This window comes from Jiangella aurantiaca (assembly GCF_004349105.1).
In the GTDB taxonomy this organism is placed as follows: domain Bacteria; phylum Actinomycetota; class Actinomycetes; order Jiangellales; family Jiangellaceae; genus Jiangella; species Jiangella aurantiaca.
This window is the reverse complement of sequence record NZ_SMLB01000010.1, coordinates 93477-115086: the sequence shown is the minus strand read 5'-3', so window position 1 is coordinate 115086 and position 21610 is coordinate 93477. Positions and strand designations below refer to the sequence as shown.

The following is a 21610-nucleotide window of genomic DNA, read 5'->3' as shown; positions in this document are numbered from 1 at the left end:
TACGCCTCGGCGGTGTCAGGACATCTAGGCATGGGCTGACGGTCACTCGCCGACGGCACCGTCGATGGCCTCGCGGAGGAGGTCGAGGTGGCCGCAGTGCCGCCCGGTCTCCTCGATGAGGTGGACGACGGCGTAGCGCAGGTCGAAGTCCATGCCCTCGCCACGCGCGACGTCGTCGAAGGAGTGGGCGGCGATGACCTCGTTGGACCGGGCGCACTCGGCGAGATAGGTGCGAACGACCGACGCCAGCGTCTCGCCGGGCTCGAGGTCGAAGCCCCCGGCGTCGTGCTCGCCCCAGGGCCCCGGCACGTCGGGCAGAGCGGCGAAGTCGATCGCGAACCACCACCGCTCCACGCACATGAGATGGCGGACGATGCCGGCCGGGGTGAGCGTGCTCGGCGGGACGGAGGCCGTAGTGGCCTGCGCGGTGCTCAGCCCGGCCACCTTGTTGACCACCGTCTCGCGCAGGAAGTCCAGCCGCAGCACCAGCGCGTCCTTCTCGGCTGCCCGCAGCGGCGGCTCGACCCGCGTCAGCGGCACCACCCCGTCGATGTCTGTCATGGGCCTCACCCCCGTGCGTCAGACCGTAGCGGACACCACCGACACCGGCGGTCAGATCAGCCGATACATCTTGCAGGCGTCGGTGAGGTCGCTCGCCGACGTGAACAGGTGCGCCCGCATGCCCACCGCCCCCGCCCCGCGCACGTTCGCCGCGGAGTCGTCGAGGAACAGGACGGACGACCGCTCGACGCCCAGCACGCGCAGCACGTGCATGAAGATTCGCAGGTCGGGTTTGGCCACGCCGATCTGCGCGGAGTTGAACACCTGGTCGAAGTCGTCGGCGATGCGCAGTTCGGCCAGTTCGGCGGCGATGCGGTCGGTGCCGTTGGTGAGCAGGCCGACTCGGACGCCCGCCACCCGCAGCCTGCGCACGAGGCCGAGCACCTCGCGGTCGACGGACGGGCGCTGCGTCGCCCAGGCGGTGGCGGCGACCGGGCCGACGGTCTGGGCGACGCGGTCGACCCACTGCGCGCGGGTGAAGCCGCCGGTGACGACCGACTGGAGCAACCGCGGCTCGAACGCCGTCTCGTGCAGTTTCCCCGGTGGCAGTCCGCAGCGCCTCTCGATCGCCTCCGTCGCCGCGGGCTCGTAGTGGCGTACCACGCCGTCGAGGTCGAGCAGGAGCACGTCGATCAGACCCATGAGGACGAATCGTGCCAGGAACGATCATCCGGCGACAGCCGGACTCCGACCCCCGGGACGGTCAGATCGCCAGATCCAGGTTGGCCCGGCCATCTACCGGCGACGACGCCAGCGCGTCCTCGCGGCGCGGGATCCGGCCGGCGCGGTAGGCGTCGCGCCCGGCCTCGACCGCCAGCCGCATCGCCCGCGCCATCCGGACCGGGTCGGCGGCCCGGGTGACCGCCGTGGCGAGCAGCACGCCGTCGCAGCCCAGCTCCATCGCCTGTGCCGCGTCGGACGCGGTGCCGATGCCGGCGTCCAGGATCACCGGCACCGACGCGTCGGCGACGATCGCGGCGATGTTGCGCGGGTTGAGGATCCCCAGACCGGTGCCGATCGGCGCGCCCAGCGGCATCACCGCGGCGCAGCCTGCGTCGGCCAGCTTGCGCGCGAGGATCGGGTCGTCGTTGGTGTACGGCAGCACGGTGAAACCGTCGTCGACCAGCTGCCGTGCGGCCGACACCAGCTCGACCGGGTCCGGCAGCAGCGTGACGTCGTCGGCGATGACCTCGAGCTTCACCCAGTCGGTCTCGCACGCCTCGCGGCCCAGCTTCGCCGTCAGCACCGCCTCGGCGGCGGAGAAGCAGCCGGCCGTGTTCGGCAGCGCGCGGATGCCGTTGCGCCGCAGCAGCTCCCAGACCGACCCCTCGCCGCCGGCCTGCACCCGCCGCAGCGCGACCGTCGTCAGCTCCGTCCCGGACTCCAACAGCGCGGCCTCCAGCCCGAGCAGGCTGGGCGCGCCACCGGTGCCCATGATCAGCCGCGACGACAGCTCGACGCCGGCGATGACGAGGGGGTCGTCGGTGGACACGTCAGCCTCCTTGGACGGCGGAGATGATCTCGATCTTGTCGTCGGGCTGCAGCGGCGTGGCTGCCCAGTCGGAGCGGGGCACGACGATCTGGTTGACGGCGACGGCGATGCCGCTGTCGCTGTACGTGCCGTCGGGTTTGGTCATGGTGCGCAGCACGACGTCGCCCAGCGTCGCGCCGGTGTCGAACGCGACGACGTCGCCGTTGATCGTCACCACCGTGGTCATGTGGGTCCTCCCGTCACAGTCGCGGCGAACCGGCGTGGGTCGGCGGCCGCCGCCCACTCGGGCACCGTTCCCGCACCGTACCGAGCGGCGAGCGCAGACGCGGTGAGCGGCGCGAGCAGGATGCCGTTGCGGTAGTGGCCGGTGGCCAGCAGCAGGCCCGGAATGCCGGAATCGCCGATCAGCGGCAGGTTGTCCGGGCTGCCCGGCCGGGCCCGCGCGGTCAGCTCGGTCAGTGGCAGCTCGTCGATGCCGGGGATCAGCGCCCGCGCGTCGCGCAGGATCGCGAACGTCCCGCCCGCGGTGACCCGCCGGTCGTCGGGCTGCTCCTCGCTGGTGGCGCCGACGACGACCTCGCCGTCCGGCCGCGGCACGAGATAGACCGGCCGGGCCTGCACGAAGCCGCGGACCACCCGGCCCAGGCTGAACCCCGGTTGTCCGGACGCGTCCAGCCGCAGCACCTGCCCCTTGACCGGCCGGGTCGGGGCCCCGCCGAGGCCCGGCAGCGCGCGGGCCAGCTCGCGGCTGGCCCAGCCGGCCGCCAGCACCACCGACCCGGTGCGGTGCCGGGTGCCGTGATCGTCCACCACCCCGTCGACGGTGCCCGACGGGGTGAGGCTCAGCTCGGCGACCCGCCGGTGGGCCACCGCCACGCCCCGGTCCGCCAGGACGGACAGCAGCGCCGCGTGCACCCGGCGCGGGTCGGTCTGGTGCTCGTCCGGCGTCCATGTGGCGGCGGCGATCCGCGGGCCGAGCAGCGGCTCCAGCCCGCGGGCGTCGTCGACCGTGATCTCCTCGATCGGCAGCCCGAGGCCGCGGCGCAGCTCGAGCAGCCGGCGCAGCTGCTGCCGGTCGCCGGAGTCGTAGGCGACGGTCAGCGTGCCGGTGCGGCGGAACGCCAGGTCCATGCCCGAGGCGAGGCTCAGCTCGGCGGCGAAGCCCGGCCAGGCCCGCGCCGAGGCAACGTTCAGCGCCGTCAGGTGGTCTTCGCCGAACTCCGCCTCGGTGACGTCGGCCAGCATGCCCGCGGCCGCGTACGTGGCGCCGTCGCCCGGCGCCGGGTCGAGACACACGACCGTCAGGCCGAGCTGCGACAGGCGCCAGGCGACCGCGGCGCCGATGATGCCGCAGCCGACCACGGCCACGTCCACACTCACGATGCGCTCCCTCCGCTGGCATGACCCAGTTCAGGTTCTACGGTCGGCCTGCTGGCCCTCTCAGCCCTGCCGCCAGGGCTCCCGTGCACCCTCCACCGTACTCCTCGACCTTGAGCGGGCCGTGGCAGACTCCGGCTGTGACCACGGCACCCGATGCGACGACGGCGGCGCGGCGGCGCCGGCGGCTGGCCGACGCCCGGCTGTACCTGTGCACAGACGCCCGGCGCGACCGCGGCGACCTGGAGCGGTTCCTGCACGCGGCGCTGTCCGGCGGCGTCGACATCGTCCAACTGCGTGACAAGACGCTGGACGCGCGGACCGAGCTGGAGCTGCAGCCGCTCATGGCGAAGGTCGCGGCGGACTACGGCGCCCTGGTGGCCGTCAACGACCGCGCCGATCTCGCGGAGCTGGCCGGCTCGGCGATCCTGCACACCGGCCAGGAGGACCTCCCGGTCGCGGCAAGCCGGCGGCTGCTCGGCCCGGACGTGCTGCTCGGACGGTCGACGCACTCCGTCGAGCAGGCCGCGGTCGCCGAGGCCGACCCCGACGTCGACTACTTCTGCGTCGGGCCGGTCTGGCCGACCCCCACCAAGCAGGGCCGGCCGGCGGTCGGCGTCCACACCGTCCGGGCGGTCGCCGAGGCCGCGCCGGCCACGCCGTGGTTCGCCATCGGCGGCATCGACGAGCGCACCGTCGCCGAGGTGGTCGACGCGGGCGCCCGCCGGGTGGTCGTCGTCCGGGCCATCACCGCCGCGGCCGACCCGCAGCGCGCCGCCCGCCGTCTGAGGGCGGCGCTGGGGGACTAGCTCAGCCCAACGCCGACCGCGAGGTCCCAGGCGGCGGTGAGTCCCACGAGGGAGGGGAGATCAGCCGGCCCGCAGGTCTGCGTACTCGGGGTGCCGGTCGAGGAAGCCGGCCACGAACGGGCACTGTGCGACGACCTTCAGGCCGCCTTCGCGGGCGTCGTCGAGCAGGGCACGAGCCAGCGCGCCGCCGACCCCCTTGCCCTCGGCCGCCTCTTCGACCACGGTGTGCAGGGCCACGATCTCGCGGTCGCGGCGGGTGTAGATGAGTTCGCCGACCCGGATTCCGTCCAGGTAGGCGGCGTAGCTGCGGGCGGTCCTGGTGATCTCGATGCTCACGCGCAGTCGCCTCCAGGGGTGCTGGATCGATGCCACAGATGGTGCTTGATCATTTCTACCGGTGCCGGTGACCCTTCGTGCCGATCTTCCCGATTCGCAGTGATCACCGATCTGCAACCGTAACGCACCGCCGGCCGGGCCGAACGGGCTCAGCTCGCCAAACCGGTCCGGAGGCTGCCACGATGCACGAATGCGCCTGGACCACGTCTCGTACGCCGCAGGACCGGACGGACTCGACGCCACTGCGGAGCGGCTGGCCGCAGAGCTCGGAGTGGAGCTCGTCGACGGAGGGATCCATCCACGGTTCGGCACCCGCAACCGGGTGCTCCCGCTGGCCGGTGGGCACTACCTCGAGGTGGTGGCGGCACTGGACCATCCCGCCGCCGACAAGGTGCCGTTCGGGCAGGCGGTCAAGGCCCGGTCCGCGGCCGGCGGCGGCTGGCTCGGCTGGGTGGTCGCCGTCGACGACCTCGCGCCCATCGAGGAGCGGCTGGGCCGCCCCGCCGTCGACGGTCACCGGCTGCGGCCCGACGGCTTCGACCTCGTGTGGAAGCAGATCGGCGTCATGGGCCTGATGAACGACCCGCAGTTGCCGTTCTTCGTCCACTGGGAGTCCAACCCCGCCGAGCACCCGTCAAAGGGCGGCCACGACGTCGTGTTGCTCAGCCTCGACATCGCCGGCGACCCGCACTTCGTCACCGCCTGGCTGGGCGAGCCCGAGGACCACCCGCTCGACGATGTCGACGTGCGCTGGCTGCCGCCCAACGGCGGCCCGGGCGTGCGGTCGGTGCGCTTCCGTACCGACCACGGAGAGGTCACGGTCTGAGCCCCATGGTCACCATCACCGTCGCCGGGACGGCGCAGCGGTTCCTGCCCGCCGAACGCGGCACCGTCCACCTGCGGGCCGCTCGCGAGGCGCGCCGGTCCGCCGACGTCGTCCCGCTGGTCGCCGAGCTGCACGCGCGGCTGTCCGCCGACGCCGAACGGCACGTGACGGCGGGAGCGGCCACTCGGTGGTCGGCCGACCAGCTGTATGTGTCCACCGTCCAGCGGTACGTGCGCGACTCCGACGTCAGCGAGACGTTCCAGGTGGCGGCGGCCGGCGTGGCCGTGCGGTTCTCCGACTTCGGCGCCCTGTCGGCCTGGGTCACCGAGGTGGGCACCATCGACGGCGTGGTCGTCGACGGCGTCGAGTGGGAGCTCACCGAGGCGCACCGTCGCGAGGTCGAGCGGGAGGTGCGGGCCGAGGCCGTGCGCGACGCCCAGGACCGCGCGGCCGTCTACGCCGCCGCCCTCGGCCTGTCCGGCGTCACCGTCACCGCGCTGTACGAGCCCGGGCTGCGGCGGCACGAGCAGGGCTTCGAGGGCGGCGGAGTGGTCCGGTTCGCTCGCCCGGCCTCGGTCGACCTCTCCGGCGGCGGCCCCGTCGTCTCGATGCGCCCGGAGCAGATCGAGGTGACGGCGACCGTCACCGCCGACTTCACCGCCGCCTGACCACCGCGCCGATCAGGCGTCGCGCTTCTTGAACAGCGACCAGGCGACGACCAGGATGATCGCGACGAACGCCGCGAACACCCCGCCGGAGGCCCAGCGGTCGAAGAAGTCGAACTCGGGGCCGCCGCTGGCCTCGTACGGCGTGGTGGCGATGAGCCGTCCACCGGCGCTGAACGGCAGGAACTTCAGCGCGGGCTGCAGCCAGTCGAGGGCCGACCACAGCGACAGCGCGGCGATCAGCGTCTCGACGATCAGCGGCGTGACCAGAAGGATGACCAGCGCCGACGGGACGCCACGGAAGAGCTGGCCGAGGGCGGCGCCCAGCACGGCGTACAGCACCACGAAGACGACGTAGCCGGGCAGCACCTCGTTCAGCGGCTCCGCGCCCAGGTCGGGCCCCGACCCCCAGTACAGGCTGCCGATGCCGATGTTGATGGCCATCGAGACGACGGCGATGACCGCCGCGGTCAGCGCCACCATGAGCACCTTCGCCAGCAGCAGCTGGCTGCGCTGCGGGATGGCCGTGAGCGTCGGCTGGATGGTGCCGTGCCGGTACTCGTGGCCGGTGGCGAAGATCCCGATGATGGCCAGGAAGATCGCCAGGAACGGCGCCAGCTCGGCACCGCCGGTGACGATGATGCCGGCATCCTCGGCGGTGACGATGTCGTTGCGGGTGGCGAACGACACGCCGAACGCGATGGCCGCCGTGAGCAACAGGCCGAGGCCGATCAGCCAGTAGGTCGACCGCAGGGTGCGCAGGCGCACCCACTCGAAGCGCAGGGCGCTGCTCATTCGGCACCTCCGGGGGTGGTGTCGCCGGGCTGGGACGGCGGGACGGGTGGCGCCGCCGGTGGTCCGGCCGAGGGCTCGGCGGGCGCACCGGGCTGGAGGGCGGGCTCGCCGCCGGGCGGGCCGAGCAGCTCGCGGGCGACGTACTCCTCGGACTCGCCGGTGGCGGACATGAACGCAGCCTCGAGCGACGCTGTCTGGGTGGCCAGCTCGTGCAGCATGACGTTGTGCTGGAACGCGAGCTCGCCGACCGTGGCGGTCGCGATGCCGGAGACCTGCAGCGCCCCGTCCTGCGGCGCCTGGCTGACGGCGACGCCGTCGACCCGGCGCAGCACCTCGGCCAGCTGGGCGGCCTGCGGGCTGCGCACCAGCACGCTCGACTGGGTGAACCGCTGGACGAAGCCGTCGACGTCGCCGTTGTAGATCATCGTGCCGCGGCCGATGACCACCAGCTGGTCGGCCATCAGCGACATCTCCGACAGCAGGTGGCTGGAGACGAAGATGGTGCGGCCCTCGCGGGCCAGCGACTTGAGCACGTCGCGCAGCCAGTGGATGCCGTGCGGGTCCAGGCCGTTGGCGGGCTCGTCGAGGATCAGCGTCGTCGGGTCGCCGAGCAGCGCCTGGGCCAGGCCGAGTCGCTGCGCCATGCCGAGGGAGAAGCTCTTCGGCTTCTTGGTCTTCACCTCGGACAGGCCCACGAACTCGAGCACCTCGTCGGCGCGGGAGAACGGGATGCCGCTGCCGGCGGCCAGCATGCGCAGGTGGTTGCGCGCGGTGCGGGTCGGGTGGAACGCCTTGGCCTCCAGCACCGCGCCGATCTCGCGCATCGGGTGGTGGATGGTGCCGAACTTGCGCCCGTCGAACAGCGTCTCGCCGCCGCCGTTGTCCAGGTCGAGCATCAGCCGCATCGTGGTGGACTTGCCGGCGCCGTTGGGTCCGAGGAAGCCGGTCACCATGCCCGGCCGCACCTCGAACGACAGATGGTCGACGGCGACCTTCGCGCCGTATCGCTTGTAGAGCCCTCGAGCCGTGATCATGCTTCTCCCGGGTGGTCGGTCGCTGCGAACCTATCGGGTCGCGGTCCGGGACCAGCTCATTCGCGGTGCCGAACGTGCGTGTCCGACCTCAGGAGGAGGGCAAGTAGGGCAAACCGGCTCGGCTCACGCCAGCCGCAGCGCCTGGCGGGCCAGCTGGCCGGCCTGGGCGCCGTACGAGCCGCCGAACAGCACTGCGTGGACGAGCACCGGGTGCAGCTGGTGCAGCGGCAGCCGCTCGCGCCAGCCCGGCGCGAGCGGCCAGGCCTCGTCGTACGCGGCGAGCACGCGGTCGAGGTGCGGCAGCCCGAACAGGGTGAGCATGGCGAGGTCGGTCTCGCGGTGCCCGCCGTGCGCGGCGGGATCGACGAGGTAGGCGCCGGTCTCGGTCCAGAGCACGTTGCCGGCCCAGAGGTCGCCGTGGATCAGCGCGGGCGGCTCGGCCGGGCCGGCCAGCCGGGGCAGCTCGGCGATGACCTTCTCGACGTCGGCGACGGTGCGCTTGTCGACGGTGCCGGCCTTGCGGGCCGCGCGCAGGTACGGCTCCAGCCGTCCGTACGCCCACAGGTCCGGCCAGTGCTCCCACGGCCCCTGCGGCAGGTCGAGGCTGCCGATCCAGCCGGGGCCGTCGGCCGAGCCGAACACGTCGGCGCCCTCGCGGTGCGTGGCGGCGAGGGCCCGGCCGAACCGCTCGGCGGCCGCCGCCGACGGGACGCCCGTCGTGACCCACTCGAGGACCAGGCAGCGCTCGTCGTGCGCGAGCACCTGCGGGACTGGGACGCCGTCGCCGGCCGCCGCCAGCCGTTCCAGGCCGATCGCCTCGGCTCGGAAGAAGCCGGGCGGCGCTCCGGCGCGGGTCTTGACGAAGACGGTGCGGCCGTCGTCGAGCCTCGCCCGGCGCGCCTCGCAGATGGAACCGCCGCCGACCGGGGTGAACGATTCGACGGCGGTACCCAGCAGCGTGTGCAGATGCTCACTGTCGACTGGGCTCACCGCCCGGCACGTCCAGCTCGATCTCCTCGCGCACCGCCGCGACGAAGCCGTCGGCGGCCCGCTCGATCATGAGCAGCACCTGCTCGAACGACGCGCCGTCGCCGTAGTAGGGGTCGGGCACATCGGTGTCGTCGCCGGCCACGGCCTCGGCGTCGTAGCTGCGCAGCAGCTGCACCTTGGCGCGGGCTTCGTCGTCGGGTGCCAGCATGCTGAGGTCGGCGAAGTTCTCGCGGTCGAGGGCCAGCACCAGGTCGACGTCGTCGAACCACTCGCGACGGAACTGCCGGGCCAGGTGGCTGCTGCCGTCGTAGCCGTGGTCGAGCAGCGCGGTGAGCGCGCGCGGGTCGGCCTGCTGGCCGGCGTGCCAGCCGCCGGTGCCCGCGGAGTCGACGGTGACCAGCTCATCGAGGCCGGCCTCCTCGAGGCGCCGGCGCAGCACGAACTCGGCGATGGGCGACCGGCAGATGTTCCCGGCGCAGACGACGCAGACGCGGTACGGGGTGCTCGGGTCGGTCACGGCTCGCGCGCCTCAGCGGCGCTGGCGCGCGAGCTCCCCGACGGCCAACGCGAGCTCGGTGGCCAGATCGAAGGACCGCTCGTGGTTGGGGTTGCTGCGCATCCACAGGCAGATGGTCTGCACGACGGCACCGGACCAAGCAGGGTCGCGGCGCAGCGCGTGCCGGACCGACACGGGGCGCGGCGCGAAGGACGTGACGTCGAACCACTGGCCGTCGGCGAAGGCGAGCATCGGATTGCCGTTCGGATCGTCGTAGACGACCTCGTAGACCATCGAGCCCACCAGCGCGTGCCGGTTGGTGTCGGGTTCCGGGTACCCGGGCGGTGTGGTGACCGCGAGAGGTACCGGCCGCGACGGAGACGTGCCGCGTTCCGGGTGCCGGGCGCGCTGATGGCCCGAAGGAGGTTGCTCGGTCAGAACCGAACCGACGGGGCCGTAGCCGATCGTCATATGTTCACCATGCCCACACTGAGTTCAGGGCACAACGAACCCCCGTGGCGCCGCCGGAAACGGCACCTATCCGTCGTGCAGAGGATGCTAGGCCAAAGGTACGTCAAACATCGGCTCAGCGGAAGAAGGCCGGATCAAGGTGGCCTTTGGGCCCACGCCGCGACGACGGATGGACGACCGTCACTACGCCGTTCGTCAGTTCGGCAACAACAGATTCAAAACCCAGCTGACGAACGAGACCACCAGCGCGCCGAGCACCGCCGCCCAGAAGAACGAGTCGACGTGGAAGGGCACGTCCAGTCCGTCGGCGATCCACGAGGTCAGCCAGAACATCAGCGCGTTGACGATCAAGGTGAACAGGCCGAGCGTCAAGATCAGCAGCGGCAGCGACAACAACTGGACCACTGGTTTGATGAACGCGTTGACGAGACCGAAGATCAGGGCGACGACAAGCAAGGTCAGGATCTCGCTTGACGTGCTGTCAGAGCTGATGGTCACGCCGTCGACGATCCGGGTCGCCACCCACAGGGCGAAACCGTTGACGAGCAGCCGAACGATGAAGGACGTCACGGCTGCCGAGCGTACACATCGAGGGCCCTCCGCGGGAGCGGCTAGCGTGGTAGCCGGCCGCGTGGCCTGACGTCAGTCTCCGAGGAGAAGGTGCGAACATGAGCGCGACGGAGCAGAGTCGGAGTGGTGATCGGACGCCCGCGGCCGAAGGCGGCCCGGTGCGCATCCGCAAGGCCCTGGACGGCCTGCCGTCCTACCGCCCGGGCCGTCCGGCCGCGCCGGCGCCGGGTGCGGAGCAGGCGTTCAAGATCTCCTCGAACGAGAACCCCTACCCGCCGCTGCCCGGCGTGCTCGAGGCCGTCACGGCGACCGCGGGGACGATGAACCGTTACCCGGACATGTTCGCCACCGGCCTCGTGGCGGCCCTGGCCGACCGCTTCGACGTCCCGCCGGCGCACGTGGCCACCGGCACCGGCAGCGTCGGCGTGCTGCAGCAGATCGTTCAGGCCACCGCCGCCGAGGGCGACGAGGTGGTCTACGCGTGGCGGTCGTTCGAGGCCTACCCCATCGTGGTGGGCATCTCCGGTGCGACGGCGGTTCAGGTGCCGCTGGCGCCCGGCGCGCGGCACGACCTGCCCGCCATGGCCGAGGCGATCACCGACCGCACCCGCCTGGTGTTCGTGTGCACGCCGAACAACCCGACCGGCGCGGTCGTGCGGCGCGACGAACTGGCCGCGTTCCTGCGCCGGGTGCCCGAGGACGTCCTGGTGGTCGTCGACGAGGCGTACCGCGAGTTCGTCCGCGACCCGGAGGCCGTTGAGGGCATCGACTTCTACCGCCGGCACCGCAACGTGTGCGTGCTGCGGACGTTCTCGAAGGCGTACGGCCTGGCCGGACTGCGGGTCGGCTTCGCGATCGCGCACGACGAAGTGGCCGACGCCCTGCGCAAGACCGCGGTGCCCTTCGGCGTCTCCGGCGTCGCCCAGAGGGCCGCTGTCGAGTCGTTGGCCCGCGAGGCGGAGCTGCTCGAGCGGGTCGAGGCCCTGGTGGGCGAGCGGGCGCGAGTATATGACGCGCTGGTGGCGCAGGGATGGGAGATTCCTCACACGGAGGCGAACTTCGTGTGGCTCGCGCTGGGCGAGCGGACTCTCGACTTCGCCGGCTTCTGCGAGACCGCGGGGCTGGTCGTGCGGCCTTTCGCCGGCGAGGGCTGCAGGGTCACGATCGCCGAGCCGGAGGCCAACGACAGGCTGATTCGACTGGCCGGCGAATGGAGAGCAGGCTGACGCCCGCCTCAGCGCACGAATCCCCGGTTGCTGGGGAACAAGCACGGACGGCGTCCTGCGTTCGGGGGGCGAGACGCCGGACGCCGTCCGTGCGGTCTATGGCTACTGCGTCAGCAGCAGAAATCTCCAGGGCTCGCAGTCGGCGCGAAAGCGGCAACCGCGGGTGTGCTCACCGTGAACATGAGTGCGAACGATGCGACAACCGCGATCACAACTCGCTTGGCACGCCCCATCTAGATCGAACTCCTAAAGTCGGCATTTGGACTGGCAAAATGTGACTGACTGTAGTCCAATACTGTCATGACAGAAGACCAGCCAGCAACAGTGGACGAGGCGCCGCTTCCGACGCCCGTCGGGCAGCGTATCCGATCCCGCCGGTTGGAGCTCGGCCTCTCTCAGGCCGAGATCGCAGAGGGCATGCTGTCCCCCAGCTACGTCTCGCTCGTCGAGAGCGGTCGCCGGCAGCCGGCCGCCTCGGCGCTCGCGCACATCGCCGAGCGGCTGCGCATCGACGTCGAGTATCTGCGCGACGGCGTCGACGCGTCCGTCCGCACCAAGGCTCGCCTCGCCCTGGGCCGCGCCGAGATGGCGCTGCGCGAGGGCCGGGCTGAAGAGGCGTACCAGCAGTTCACCGAGCTGGTCGGGGACCCTGGTCTGAACGACGAGCAGAGCCGCGCTGCCCGGCTGGGCCGGGCGCTGGCGCGCGAGCGCACGGGCGACCTCGAGGGCGCCATCGAGATCCTCAGCGAGCTGGCCGACGAGGCGCGGCAGACGCCCGCGGTGCAGTCCTGGCTCGACGTCGCCATCGCGCTGACCCGGTGCTACGACCGCGCCGGCGACTTCGACATGGCCATCCAGATCGGCGAGGAGGCCCGTCGTGCGGCCTTCGACCTCGGCCTGGAGAGCACCGACGAGTACATCCGCCTCGGCTGCACGGTGCTCGGCGCCTACTCCGGCCGCGGCGACATGGTCCGGTCCAAGGCGCTCGCGGGGGAGCTGGTGGCCGCCGCCGACCGCATCGGCACGCCGCACACCCGCGGCGCGGCGTACTGGAACGCCTCACTCATCGCGGAGTCCCGCGGCGAGCTGGCGCTGGCGCTGAACCTGGTCGACCGCGCGCTGGCGATGTTCGGCGAGGGCGACGACCTCCGCAACCTCGCCCGGCTGAGGCTGGCGCATGCCTGGCTGCTGCTGCAGGGCAGCGAGCCCCGGGCGCAGGAGGCGCTGGACATCCTCGACGGCGTCGAGGCCGCCATCAACCAGCACGGCAGCGCCACCGACATCGCGAGCTTCCACAACAAGCGGGCCCAGGCCCTGCTGCGGCTCGGCCGGCTCGACGACGCGCATGCCGCCGTCCAGGAGGCTCTGCGCCACGTCGGCGACCAGCCGCGCGTCGGTGGCGCCGACGCCCGGCTCACGCTGGCCCGCATCCTGCGAGCGCAGGGCGACCTCGACCAGAGCATCCGCGAGGCCGCGCTGGCCGCGTCCGCGCTGGAGTCCATGGGCGCCTCCCGGGTCGCCGCGGCGGCCTGGCGCGAGCTGGCCGACCTCTACCGCGACCTCGGCCGCACCAACGAGGCGCTCGACGCGTACGACAACGCGCTCCGCTCGGTCCGCGTCGTCCCGCGCGCCAGCGTCGGCCTGGTCGACGAGATGCTCGGCGACAGCATCAACGCCAACGGCTCGGCCCTGGCCGGCGCCTGACGCACTCGCGCACGTCGCGAAGGCGTGAGCGGCAACGTCGCCGCTCACGCCTTCGCGATGTCCAGGGTCGGCCGCCGCACGCGCCCATCGCGGCGCGACTGAGTGATGGTCTTGGAGTCATCCGGCCAGGGCTTCGTCCGGGGCGAGGTCGGCGGAGTCCTCGGTGCGCTCCTTCTTCGCGCTCGTGCGTTCGCCGTTGACCACCAGCACGACACCGCCGACGACCAGCGCACCACCGATCATCATGATCGAGGTCACCGGCTCGGAGAGAATCGCCCAGCCGAGGATCACCGCGACCACCGGGTTCACGTAGGCGTAGGTCCCGATCAACGACAGAGGCGCGTTCGCCAGCAGGTACCCGTACGCCGTGTACCCCAGCAGCGAGCCCAGCAGGATGAGGTACGCCAGCGCCAGCCAGCCCCTGGCCGGCACCGCCGCCGGGTCGACGTGGCCGAGCTCCCCGCTCGCCGCGGAGATGACCAGCAGCATCACGCCGCCGGCCAGCATCTCGTATGCCGACGCCACAAGCGCGTTGCGTGGCAGCCCCAGCCGCGGGGAGAAATAGGACCCGAACGCCCACGAGATGGTGGCGAGCAGCAGGATCCCCACACCCCACGCCTCGACGCCCTCGATGCCGCCGCGGGGCAGACTGATGACGGCGACGCCGGCCAGGCCGATCAGGACGCCGGCCCATGTCAGCGCGGGCGGCCGGATTCCGCCGGCCACCTGCAGGAGCACGAACCACAGTGAGATCGCGCCGACGATCAGCGCGGCCAGGCCGCTGGGGACCGTCTGCTCCGCGACCGCGACCATTCCGTTGCCGAGCACCAGCAGCAGCAGCCCCATGACCGCCGCGCCGCGCAGCTCCCGCCGTCCCACCCGGATCCGCTCGCGGCCGTGCCGCAGCCGCAGGAAGCCGAGCAGGAGCAGTCCGGCGACCAGGAAGCGCAGCCCCATGCCGAGGAACGGCGGGATGTCGGCCTCGACCACCACCCGGATGGCCAGATACGTCGAGCCCCACACCACGTAGACGACGATCAGCGCGGCCCAGATCATCGCCGGCCGCGCAGGAGCGTGGGTCACGAGTGTCTCCCTCTATCAGTACTGACGGGCCCCATTGTGGCGGATCGCCGGCAACGAGCGACAGCGACTTTCGGCCAGGTCGCTGCGATATCGCGACAAGGCCGGCGCGGGCATATGTCCCGGTGTGGACGACCGACTGGCGAGACACTAGATGTAGATGACTTGCATCTTTGTAACTACCAGATAGTGTGGCTCATGCAGCTGGTTCCACCGGTCAGCCAGACCGGTGGAGGCAACAGGGAACCCGGTGTGAGTCCGGGACTGCCCCGCAGCGGTGAACGGGAACGACCGCCGTCAACGAAGCACTGGGCCTTCCGCGAGAAGGCCTGGGAAGCGACGGCCAGTAGATGGAACGCCACCAGCCAGGTGGCCTTCCGCGCCCGTGAGTCCGAAGACCTGCCAGCGCACCGCACGCCCTACGCGTGCGGTGGTCCGCGGCTCCCGAGGGAGGGGCCAGGGGACGATACGGCGACGTACTCACCGCCGCGACCAGGGCGTACCACCGGCGCGGTGCCGGCGACGCATCTCTCCTTGCCTCCACCTCAGTGCCGCGGGCCGAGCCAGCCGAGCTCGCGAGGAGAGAGCATGAGCGTCAACGTCGTCAAGCGCGACGGGTCGGTGGAGCCCTACGACGGCTACAAGATCGCCCGGGCCATCGAGGCCGCCAGCGTGGGCCTGGACAACCAGGTCGCCCGGGTCACGCAGCTGCAGTCCGAACTCGAGATCACCTTGTTCGACGGCATCACCAGCCAGCAGCTCGACGAGGCTGTCATCCAGGTGGCCCTGCAGAACGTCCGCGACGATCCCGCGTTCGACACCGTCGCGGCGCGGGTGCTACTGAAGACGGTGTACAAGCGGGTGCTGGGTGACTACGAGACCCCGGACCAGCTGGCCGAGCTGCATCGCGAGAGGTTCCCCGGCTACGTGGCGGAGGGCGTGGCCGCCGGGCTTCTCGACGAACGGCTCGCGACCCACTTCGACCTCGACCGGCTGGCGCGGGCGCTGGACCCGTCGCGCGACGACCTGCTGCGGTACATCGGCGCGGTCACCATGAGCAACCGGTACATGATCAACGACCGCGACGGTCACCGGTTGGAGGTGCCGCAGTTCTTCTGGATGCGCGTCTCGATGGGCCTGTCGCTGAACGAGGCCGACCCGACGTCGGCGGCGATCGGGTTCTACGACAAGATGTCCAGACTGGACTACCTGGCCGCCGGATCGACCCTGGTCAACGCGGGAACGGCGTACTCCCAGCTGTCGAACTGCTTCGTCATGGAGATGCAGGACGACATCGAGCACATCGCCAAGAGCGTGCGCGATGTCATGTGGCTGACCAAGGGGACCGGCGGCATCGGGCTGTCGGTGACGAAGCTGCGCGCCGAGGGCTCGCCGATCCGCAGCAACAACACCGTCTCGACCGGCCCGATCCCGTTCATGCACACGATCGACTCGACGCTGCGGGCGGTGTCGCGCGGCGGCAAGAAGTTCGGCGCCCTGGCCTTCTACATCGAGAACTGGCACCTCGACTTCCCGCAGTTCCTCGACCTCAAGCAGAACGCCGGCGACCCGTACCGCCGGGTGCGCACCGCCAACACCGCGGTCTGGATCTCCGACGAGTTCATGACCCGGGTCGCGAACGACGACGACTGGTACCTGTTCGACCCGCTCGAGGTCCCCGACCTGCCCGAGCTGTACGGCGCCGCGTTCAGCCGGCGGTACGCGCAGTACGTGGCCGCGGCCGAGGCCGGCGAGCTGCGGACGTTCACCAGGATCAAGGCGCGGGAGCAGTTCCGGGCCATCCTGGTCGCCCTGCAGACCACGTCACACCCCTGGCTGACGTGGAAGGACACCATCAACAACCGGGCGCTGAACGACAACACCGGCACCATCCACCTGTCCAACCTGTGCACCGAGATCACGCTGCCGCAGGACCGCGACAACATCGCCGTCTGCAACCTCGCGTCGATCAACCTGTCCGCGCACCTGGTCGATGGCCGGATCGAGTGGGACCGGCTGCGCGAGAGCGTCCGGCTCGCGGTCCGCCAGCTCGACAACCTCATCGACATCACCGTCTCGTCGGTGCCGGCGTCCGAGCGGTCCAACGAGCTCAACCGCGCCGTCGGCCTCGGCGTCATGGGCTTCACGGACGTGGTCGAGCGGCTGGGCTGGTCGTACGAGAGCGAGCAGGCCTACGACCTCATCGACCGGCTGATGGAGTTCATCAGCTACCACGCCATCGACCAGAGCGCCGACCTCGCCCGCGACCGCGGCGCCTACCCCAACTTCGAGGGCTCCGGCTGGAGCCGCGGCCTGGTCCCGATCGACACCGTCGACCGCGCGGAGCGCGACCGCGGCGTGCCGATCACCGTCTCGCGGGCCAGCCGCCTGGACTGGGACGTGCTGCGCGACAAGGTCCGGGGCGGCATGCGCAACGCCACCCTGATGGCCATCGCCCCGACGGCGTCCATCGGCCTGGTCGCGGGCACCACGCCGGGCCTGGACCCGCAGTTCTCCCAGCTGTTCAGCCGGGCTACCAGCTCCGGCAAGTTCCTCGAGGTCAACCGCAACCTGGTGAGCGACCTCAAGGAGCGCAGGCTGTGGGAGCAGGTCCGCGACGACCTGCTGCGCGCGCAGGGCGACGTGTCCGCGCTGGACACCGTCCCGGCCGACCTCAAGGCGATCTACAAGACCTCGTTCCAGCTCTCGCCGTACGCGTTCATCGAGGTCGCGGCACGGGCGCAGAAGTGGATCGACCAGGCGATCAGTCGCAACATGTACCTCGAGACGCGCGACATCGACGACATGGTCGACGTCTACTCGGCGGCCTGGTCGAAGGGCGTCAAGACCACCTACTACTTGCACGTCAAGCCGCGGCACACCGCCGAGCAGAGCACCGTCCGGGTGAACAAGGCCGAGTCGCTGGCAGGCTCCGGGGCCTCGGCGAGCGGCGGCCCGCGGCGCGGCTTCGGCGCGGCCCGGGCGGGCGTCAAGCCGGCCCCGGCTCCGGCACCGGCGACCGAGCCGGCTCCCGTGGCCGTCGTCGAACTCGACGTGGTCGACACCGGTGAGGAGACGGTCGCCTGCCCCGTCGATCCCCAGGAGCGGCTGCAGTGCGAGTCCTGCCAGTGACCGGAGAGGAGCGAACCTCGATGGGCATTCTCGGCACCGGCATCCAGGAGGGCCTGCTGCTCAAGCCGGTCCGCTACCCCTGGGCCTACGAGCTGTACAACCAGGCCGTCGCGAACACCTGGTTCCCGCACGAGGTGCAACTCGGCGAGGACATGGCCGACTTCAAGAAGATGTCCGACGAGGAGCGGCACGCGCTGACGTTCCTGATGAGCTACTTCAACCCGAACGAGCTGCTGGTGAACAAGGCGCTGGCGTTCGGCGTGTACCCGTACCTGAGCGCGGCCGAGGCGCATCTGTACCTCGCCAAGCAGATGTGGGAGGAGGCCAACCACGTGATGGCCTTCGAGTACGTCCTCGAGACGTTCCCCATCGACCGCGGGCAGGCCTACGCCGCCCACGTCACCGTCCCGTCGATGGTGGCGAAGGAGGAGTTCGAGGTCCGCTACATCAAGCGGATGACCGAGCAGACGCTGGACGTCACCACCGTCGAGGGCAAGCAGGACTTCGTCCGGAACCTGGTCGCCTACAACATCGTGCTGGAGGGCATCTGGTTCTACAGCGGGTTCATGGTGGCGCTGAGCTTCCGGCAGCGGAACCTGCTGCGCAACTTCGCGTCGCTGATCGACTGGATCGTGCGCGACGAGAGCCTGCACCTGAAGTTCGGCATCAACCTCGTACTCACCGTACTGGACGAGAACCCGGAGCTGCAGACGCCGGAGTTCGCCGCCGAGATCGAGCAGATGATCATCGACGGCGTCGCTATGGAGGAGCAGTACAACCGCGACCTGCTGCCCACCGGCATCCTGGGCATGAACGCCGACTACATCAACCAGTACGTGAAGTACCTGGCCGACCGGCGCCTGGAGGAGCTCGGCTTCGAGCCGCACTATCGTGTGGCGAATCCCGCGAAGTGGATGGCGACTGCCAATGACACCCTGCAACTGGTGAACTTCTTCGAGTCCATCAACACCAGCTACGAGGTCGACGCCCGAGCCGGCGGCGGGTAGGAGAGCAGCGGATGTACGTACGGGTGCGCCGGCGCCGTCCCGAGCGACTGGACGGGCCGGCGCCTCGGCTGCCCGGGGCCGGTCTCGGCCTGCTGGGTCCGGCGTTCGTCGCGGCCGTGGCGTACGTCGACCCCGGCAACGTCGCCACGAACCTTTCGGCCGGCGCCGGCTACGGCTACCTGCTGGTGTGGGTGCTGGTCATGGCGACGGCGATGGCCGGACTGGTGCAGTACCTGTCGGCGAAGTTGGGCGTGGTGACCGGCTCGTCGCTGCCCGAGGTGCTGCGCGACCGGCTGCCTCGCGGCGGCCGCCTGGCGTACTGGCTGCAGGCCGAGGTGGTCGCGATGGCCACCGACATCGCCGAGGTGGTCGGCGGCGCCATCGCGCTGAACCTGCTGTTCGGCCTCCCGCTGTGGCTCGGCGGCATCATCACCGGCGTCGCGTCGATGGCGCTGCTGACGGTGCAGAACGGCCGCGGGCAGCGGGCCTTCGAGCGGGTGGTCACGACGGCGCTGCTGGTCATCGCGGTCGGGTTCGTCGCCGGGCTGTTCGTGCAGCCGCCGTCCCCGGCCGGCATCGCCGACGGGCTGGTGCCGCGGTTCGACGGGACGGAAACGGTGCTGCTGGCGGCCGGCATGTTCGGCGCCACGGTCATGCCGCACGTGGTCTACCTGCACTCGGCGCTCGCCCGCGACCGGTTCGGTGCGACGCCGGAGCCCGGCCTGGTCGGCCGGCTGCTCCGCGCGACCCGGGCCGACGTCGGTGTCGCGATGCTGGTGGCCGGCAGCGTGAACATCGCGCTACTGCTGGTCGCGGCGGCCGCGCTGCGCGGTGTCGACGGCACCGACACCATCGCCGGAGCGCACGCCGCCGTCGAGTCCGGACTGGGGACGGCGATCGGTGCGCTGTTCGCGGTCGGCCTGCTGGTGTCCGGCCTGGCGTCGACGTCGGTGGGCTGCTACGCGGGCGCGGTGATCATGGAGGGCCTGCTGCTGCGGCGGATCCCGCTGCTGGTCCGGCGGCTGGTCACGCTGGTGCCGGCGGTCGCGATCCTGACGACGGGTGCGGAGCCGACGTGGCTGCTGGTGCTCTCGCAGGTGGTGCTGTCGTTCGGTATCCCGTTCGCGATCATCCCGCTGGTCGCCGTCACGGCGAAGTCGTCGATCATGGGCCGGTGGGCCAACTCGCGGCTGACCACGACCCTCGCGGTGCTGGTCAGCGTCGTGGTCGTCAGCCTCAACGTCGCGCTGCTGACGCTGACCATCATGGGGTAGCGCTCAGAGCCAGCCGTTCTCGTCGGCGATCCGTACGGCGTCGGCCCGGCTCGACGCGCCCAGCTTGGCGATGGCCGCGGCCACGTAGTTGCGGACGGTTCCGGGTGACAGGTGGGTGCGCCGGGCGATGACGGCCACCGGGGTGTCGTAGCCGGCCAGCCGCAGCACCTCCAGCTCGCGCGGCGTCAGCGGGTTGACCGGGGCGGTCAGCGCGTCGGCGGCAAGCGCCGGGTCGACGTACCGCTCGCCGCGATGTACGCGCCGGATGACGTCGGCCAGCGCCCCGCCCGGCGACCCCTTCGGGAGGAAGCCCTTCGCGCCCGCCGTCAGCGCGCGCTGCAGGTGCGGCGGGCGGCCGTGGCCGGTGAGGATGACGACGACGCACGACGGCAGCGCCGTGGCCAGCTCGGCCGCCAGCTCCATGCCGGTCAGCTCGGGCATCTCGAGGTCGGCGACGACGACGTCGGGACGGTGCGCCAGGGCGGCGTCGACGGCGGCCCGGCCGTCCGGCGCCTGCGCGACCACCTCGAGGTCGGGCTCGAGGTCCAGCAGTGCGGCGACGGCGGTGCGGATCAGCTCCTCGTCGTCGGCCAGCAGCACCCGGATCACGGCCGCACCGCCAGCGTGACCGCGAGGGTGAACGTGTCGCCGTCGCGGCCCGAGCGCAGCGTGCCGCCCGCCTCGGCCAGCCGGTCGGCGAGGCCGCGCAGGCCGGAGCTGTGCGCGTCGGGGCCGTCGCCCGTCGCGCCGTCGTTGACCACTGTCATGCGCACCTTGTCGCCCTCCCGCCCGATGTCGATGGTGCACCATCGGGCCCGGCTGTGCCGCAGCACGTTCGTGCTCGCCTCGCGCAGGACGGGGATCAGCAGCGCGCTCGCCTGCTCGGGCAGCGGCGCGGCCGGTCCGGTGACTGCGCAGCGGACGCCGGACGACTCCAGCACCCGCCGGACCGCGTCCAGCTGGCCGGCGAGGTCGACCGTCCGGTAGCCGTGCACCACCTGGCGCATCTCGGTCAGCGCCGACGCGGCGAGAGCGCGCGCCTCCTCCGCCTCGCGGCCGGCCCGCTCGCCGTCCACCGTCGCCAGCCGGGCGGCCAACTCGGTCTTCAGCGCGATCACCGAGAGGTTGTGTCCGAGCAGGTCGTGCACGTCCCGGGCGAACCGCAGCCGCTCCTCCGTAGCGGCCAGCCGGGCTTGCGCAAGCCGGCCCTCCCGCGCCTCGACCAGCAGGTCCCACAGCCACATCGGCACGCCGCACAGCAACGCGACCATGACCGCGTTGATCAGTGTGAGCAGCAGGTACGTCGGCACCGATCCGCCGGCCCACCAGCCGACCAGCACGGAGACGCCGACCGCGAGGGCGGCCAGCGCGACGCCGGGGACCCGGCCGAGCAGCAGCGGCGCCGCCCCGGCCAGCGGCCCGCCGAGCCACGCCCACGTCTCCCACTCGGCGCCGTCGGCCGGCCCGGCCAGCGGCACCGACGCGGCCGCCGCGAGCAGAAACGCGACCAGCCAGCGTCGCCGGGCCGGCTCGCCGACCGACGGTGTCAGCACCGCGTGCAGGGCGCCGGCCTGCGTCGCGCAGAACAGCGCAACGCCGAGTGCGCCCAGCACGGCGCGGGCCGGGTCGTCCTCCCTCAGCACCCCGACGCCGCCGCCGACGAACGCCGTCGCCACGGCCGCGCCCAGCGCGAACAGCAGCACCACCCAGCGGGCCCGGCGCAGCCGTCGGTCGGAGCCGGCGGAGTCAATGGCGCTCACGGGAC

Annotated in this window: 23 protein-coding genes and 2 riboswitches; of the genes, 8 read left to right on the top strand and 15 right to left on the bottom strand. The window is 71.7% G+C overall.

The window, feature by feature from the left end; translation table 11 throughout:
• Positions 1 to 42: 42 nt before the first annotated feature.
• From E1262_RS10430 to thiO, 5 genes are all read right to left on the bottom strand, one after another.
• Entirely contained in the window at positions 43 to 561 is a 519-nt protein-coding gene (locus E1262_RS10430; RefSeq protein WP_132103062.1) for a DinB family protein, read from the bottom strand.
• Positions 562 to 612: 51 nt separating this feature from the next.
• Positions 613 to 1203, bottom strand: a complete 591-nt coding sequence (locus tag E1262_RS10425; protein ID WP_132103061.1) for an HAD-IA family hydrolase — start codon at positions 1201 to 1203, stop codon at positions 613 to 615.
• A 61-nt stretch (positions 1204 to 1264) separates the two neighbouring features.
• A complete protein-coding gene (locus tag E1262_RS10420) occupies positions 1265 to 2053 on the bottom strand; it encodes a thiazole synthase (protein ID WP_132103060.1) in 789 nt (262 codons plus the stop codon).
• Between the two features lies 1 nt (position 2054).
• Positions 2055 to 2279, bottom strand: coding sequence for a sulfur carrier protein ThiS (gene thiS / locus E1262_RS10415; RefSeq protein ID WP_132103059.1), 225 nt, complete (start codon positions 2277 to 2279; stop codon positions 2055 to 2057).
• Positions 2276 to 3433 carry a glycine oxidase ThiO gene (gene thiO / locus E1262_RS10410; protein ID WP_132103058.1) on the bottom strand — a complete coding sequence of 386 codons (1158 nt, stop codon included), beginning with the start codon at positions 3431 to 3433 and terminating at the stop codon, positions 2276 to 2278. Before thiO ends, thiS begins: the two co-directional genes overlap by 4 nt.
• Positions 3424 to 3528, bottom strand: a riboswitch (TPP riboswitch). Its footprint overlaps the gene before it by 10 nt.
• A gap of 42 nt (positions 3529 to 3570) precedes the next feature.
• Here thiO and thiE point away from each other — a divergent pair.
• Positions 3571 to 4239 carry a thiamine phosphate synthase gene (gene thiE / locus E1262_RS10405; RefSeq protein ID WP_132103057.1) on the top strand — a complete coding sequence of 223 codons (669 nt, stop codon included), beginning with the start codon at positions 3571 to 3573 and terminating at the stop codon, positions 4237 to 4239.
• A 60-nt stretch (positions 4240 to 4299) separates the two neighbouring features.
• Here thiE and E1262_RS10400 read toward each other — a convergent pair whose 3' ends face one another.
• Entirely contained in the window at positions 4300 to 4575 is a 276-nt protein-coding gene (locus tag E1262_RS10400) for a GNAT family N-acetyltransferase (RefSeq protein WP_203453741.1), read from the bottom strand.
• A 190-nt stretch (positions 4576 to 4765) separates the two neighbouring features.
• On the opposite strand from E1262_RS10400, the gene E1262_RS10395 reads away from it, so the two are divergent.
• Together E1262_RS10395 and E1262_RS10390 are read left to right on the top strand one after the other, a co-directional pair.
• The gene (locus E1262_RS10395; RefSeq protein ID WP_132103056.1) at positions 4766 to 5401 is read left to right on the top strand and encodes a VOC family protein; all 636 of its coding nucleotides are present in this window, start codon (positions 4766 to 4768) and stop codon (positions 5399 to 5401) included.
• A gap of 5 nt (positions 5402 to 5406) precedes the next feature.
• A complete protein-coding gene (locus E1262_RS10390) occupies positions 5407 to 6069 on the top strand; it encodes an SIMPL domain-containing protein (RefSeq protein ID WP_132103055.1) in 663 nt (220 codons plus the stop codon).
• Between the two features lie 12 nt (positions 6070 to 6081).
• Here the strand turns inward: E1262_RS10390 and E1262_RS10385 are convergent, their stop codons facing one another.
• The 6 genes from E1262_RS10385 to E1262_RS10360 form a co-directional block, all read right to left on the bottom strand.
• Positions 6082 to 6861 (bottom strand): ABC transporter permease, encoded by a 780-nt coding sequence (locus E1262_RS10385; RefSeq protein WP_132103054.1) that lies wholly within the window; start codon positions 6859 to 6861, stop codon positions 6082 to 6084.
• The gene (locus E1262_RS10380; protein WP_132103053.1) at positions 6858 to 7895 is read right to left on the bottom strand and encodes an ATP-binding cassette domain-containing protein; all 1038 of its coding nucleotides are present in this window, start codon (positions 7893 to 7895) and stop codon (positions 6858 to 6860) included. Before E1262_RS10380 ends, E1262_RS10385 begins: the two co-directional genes overlap by 4 nt.
• Positions 7896 to 8018: 123 nt before the next feature.
• On the bottom strand, positions 8019 to 8885 hold the full coding sequence (locus E1262_RS10375; RefSeq protein WP_203453740.1) for a fructosamine kinase family protein: 867 nt from the start codon (positions 8883 to 8885) through the stop codon (positions 8019 to 8021).
• Positions 8866 to 9402: a low molecular weight protein-tyrosine-phosphatase gene (locus E1262_RS10370; protein ID WP_132103052.1), complete on the bottom strand. Its 537-nt coding sequence runs from the start codon at positions 9400 to 9402 to the stop codon at positions 8866 to 8868. The genes E1262_RS10375 and E1262_RS10370 overlap by 20 nt, the downstream gene beginning before the upstream one ends.
• 12 nt (positions 9403 to 9414) lie before the next feature.
• The gene (locus E1262_RS10365) at positions 9415 to 9852 is read right to left on the bottom strand and encodes a hypothetical protein (RefSeq protein ID WP_119659106.1); all 438 of its coding nucleotides are present in this window, start codon (positions 9850 to 9852) and stop codon (positions 9415 to 9417) included.
• A 195-nt stretch (positions 9853 to 10047) separates the two neighbouring features.
• The gene (locus E1262_RS10360; protein ID WP_132103051.1) at positions 10048 to 10422 is read right to left on the bottom strand and encodes a phage holin family protein; all 375 of its coding nucleotides are present in this window, start codon (positions 10420 to 10422) and stop codon (positions 10048 to 10050) included.
• 158 nt (positions 10423 to 10580) lie between these two features.
• Between E1262_RS10360 and hisC the strand changes: the two genes are divergently transcribed.
• Both hisC and E1262_RS10350 read left to right on the top strand, forming a co-directional pair.
• The gene (gene hisC / locus E1262_RS10355; protein WP_238992892.1) at positions 10581 to 11648 is read left to right on the top strand and encodes a histidinol-phosphate transaminase; all 1068 of its coding nucleotides are present in this window, start codon (positions 10581 to 10583) and stop codon (positions 11646 to 11648) included.
• Positions 11649 to 11948: 300 nt separating this feature from the next.
• A complete protein-coding gene (locus E1262_RS10350; RefSeq protein WP_132103049.1) occupies positions 11949 to 13352 on the top strand; it encodes a helix-turn-helix domain-containing protein in 1404 nt (467 codons plus the stop codon).
• Positions 13353 to 13469: 117 nt separating this feature from the next.
• On the opposite strand, the gene E1262_RS10345 is transcribed toward E1262_RS10350, so the two are convergent.
• Positions 13470 to 14435 carry an EamA family transporter gene (locus E1262_RS10345; protein ID WP_203453739.1) on the bottom strand — a complete coding sequence of 322 codons (966 nt, stop codon included), beginning with the start codon at positions 14433 to 14435 and terminating at the stop codon, positions 13470 to 13472.
• A gap of 185 nt (positions 14436 to 14620) precedes the next feature.
• Positions 14621 to 14853, top strand: a riboswitch (cobalamin riboswitch).
• Between the two features lie 167 nt (positions 14854 to 15020).
• Here E1262_RS10345 and E1262_RS10340 point away from each other — a divergent pair.
• The 3 genes from E1262_RS10340 to E1262_RS10330 are packed head-to-tail and all read left to right on the top strand — an operon-like array spanning position 15021 to position 19845.
• The gene (locus E1262_RS10340) at positions 15021 to 17564 is read left to right on the top strand and encodes a ribonucleoside-diphosphate reductase subunit alpha (RefSeq protein ID WP_132103048.1); all 2544 of its coding nucleotides are present in this window, start codon (positions 15021 to 15023) and stop codon (positions 17562 to 17564) included.
• A 20-nt stretch (positions 17565 to 17584) separates the two neighbouring features.
• Positions 17585 to 18571 (top strand): ribonucleotide-diphosphate reductase subunit beta, encoded by a 987-nt coding sequence (locus E1262_RS10335; protein ID WP_132103047.1) that lies wholly within the window; start codon positions 17585 to 17587, stop codon positions 18569 to 18571.
• A gap of 11 nt (positions 18572 to 18582) precedes the next feature.
• Positions 18583 to 19845, top strand: a complete 1263-nt coding sequence (locus E1262_RS10330; RefSeq protein ID WP_132103046.1) for an Nramp family divalent metal transporter — start codon at positions 18583 to 18585, stop codon at positions 19843 to 19845.
• 3 nt (positions 19846 to 19848) lie between these two features.
• On the opposite strand, the gene E1262_RS10325 is transcribed toward E1262_RS10330, so the two are convergent.
• Together E1262_RS10325 and E1262_RS10320 are read right to left on the bottom strand one after the other, a co-directional pair.
• Positions 19849 to 20454 (bottom strand): response regulator transcription factor, encoded by a 606-nt coding sequence (locus E1262_RS10325; RefSeq protein WP_132103045.1) that lies wholly within the window; start codon positions 20452 to 20454, stop codon positions 19849 to 19851.
• Positions 20451 to 21605 carry a sensor histidine kinase gene (locus E1262_RS10320; protein ID WP_203453738.1) on the bottom strand — a complete coding sequence of 385 codons (1155 nt, stop codon included), beginning with the start codon at positions 21603 to 21605 and terminating at the stop codon, positions 20451 to 20453. Before E1262_RS10320 ends, E1262_RS10325 begins: the two co-directional genes overlap by 4 nt.
• Positions 21606 to 21610 lie beyond the last annotated feature (5 nt).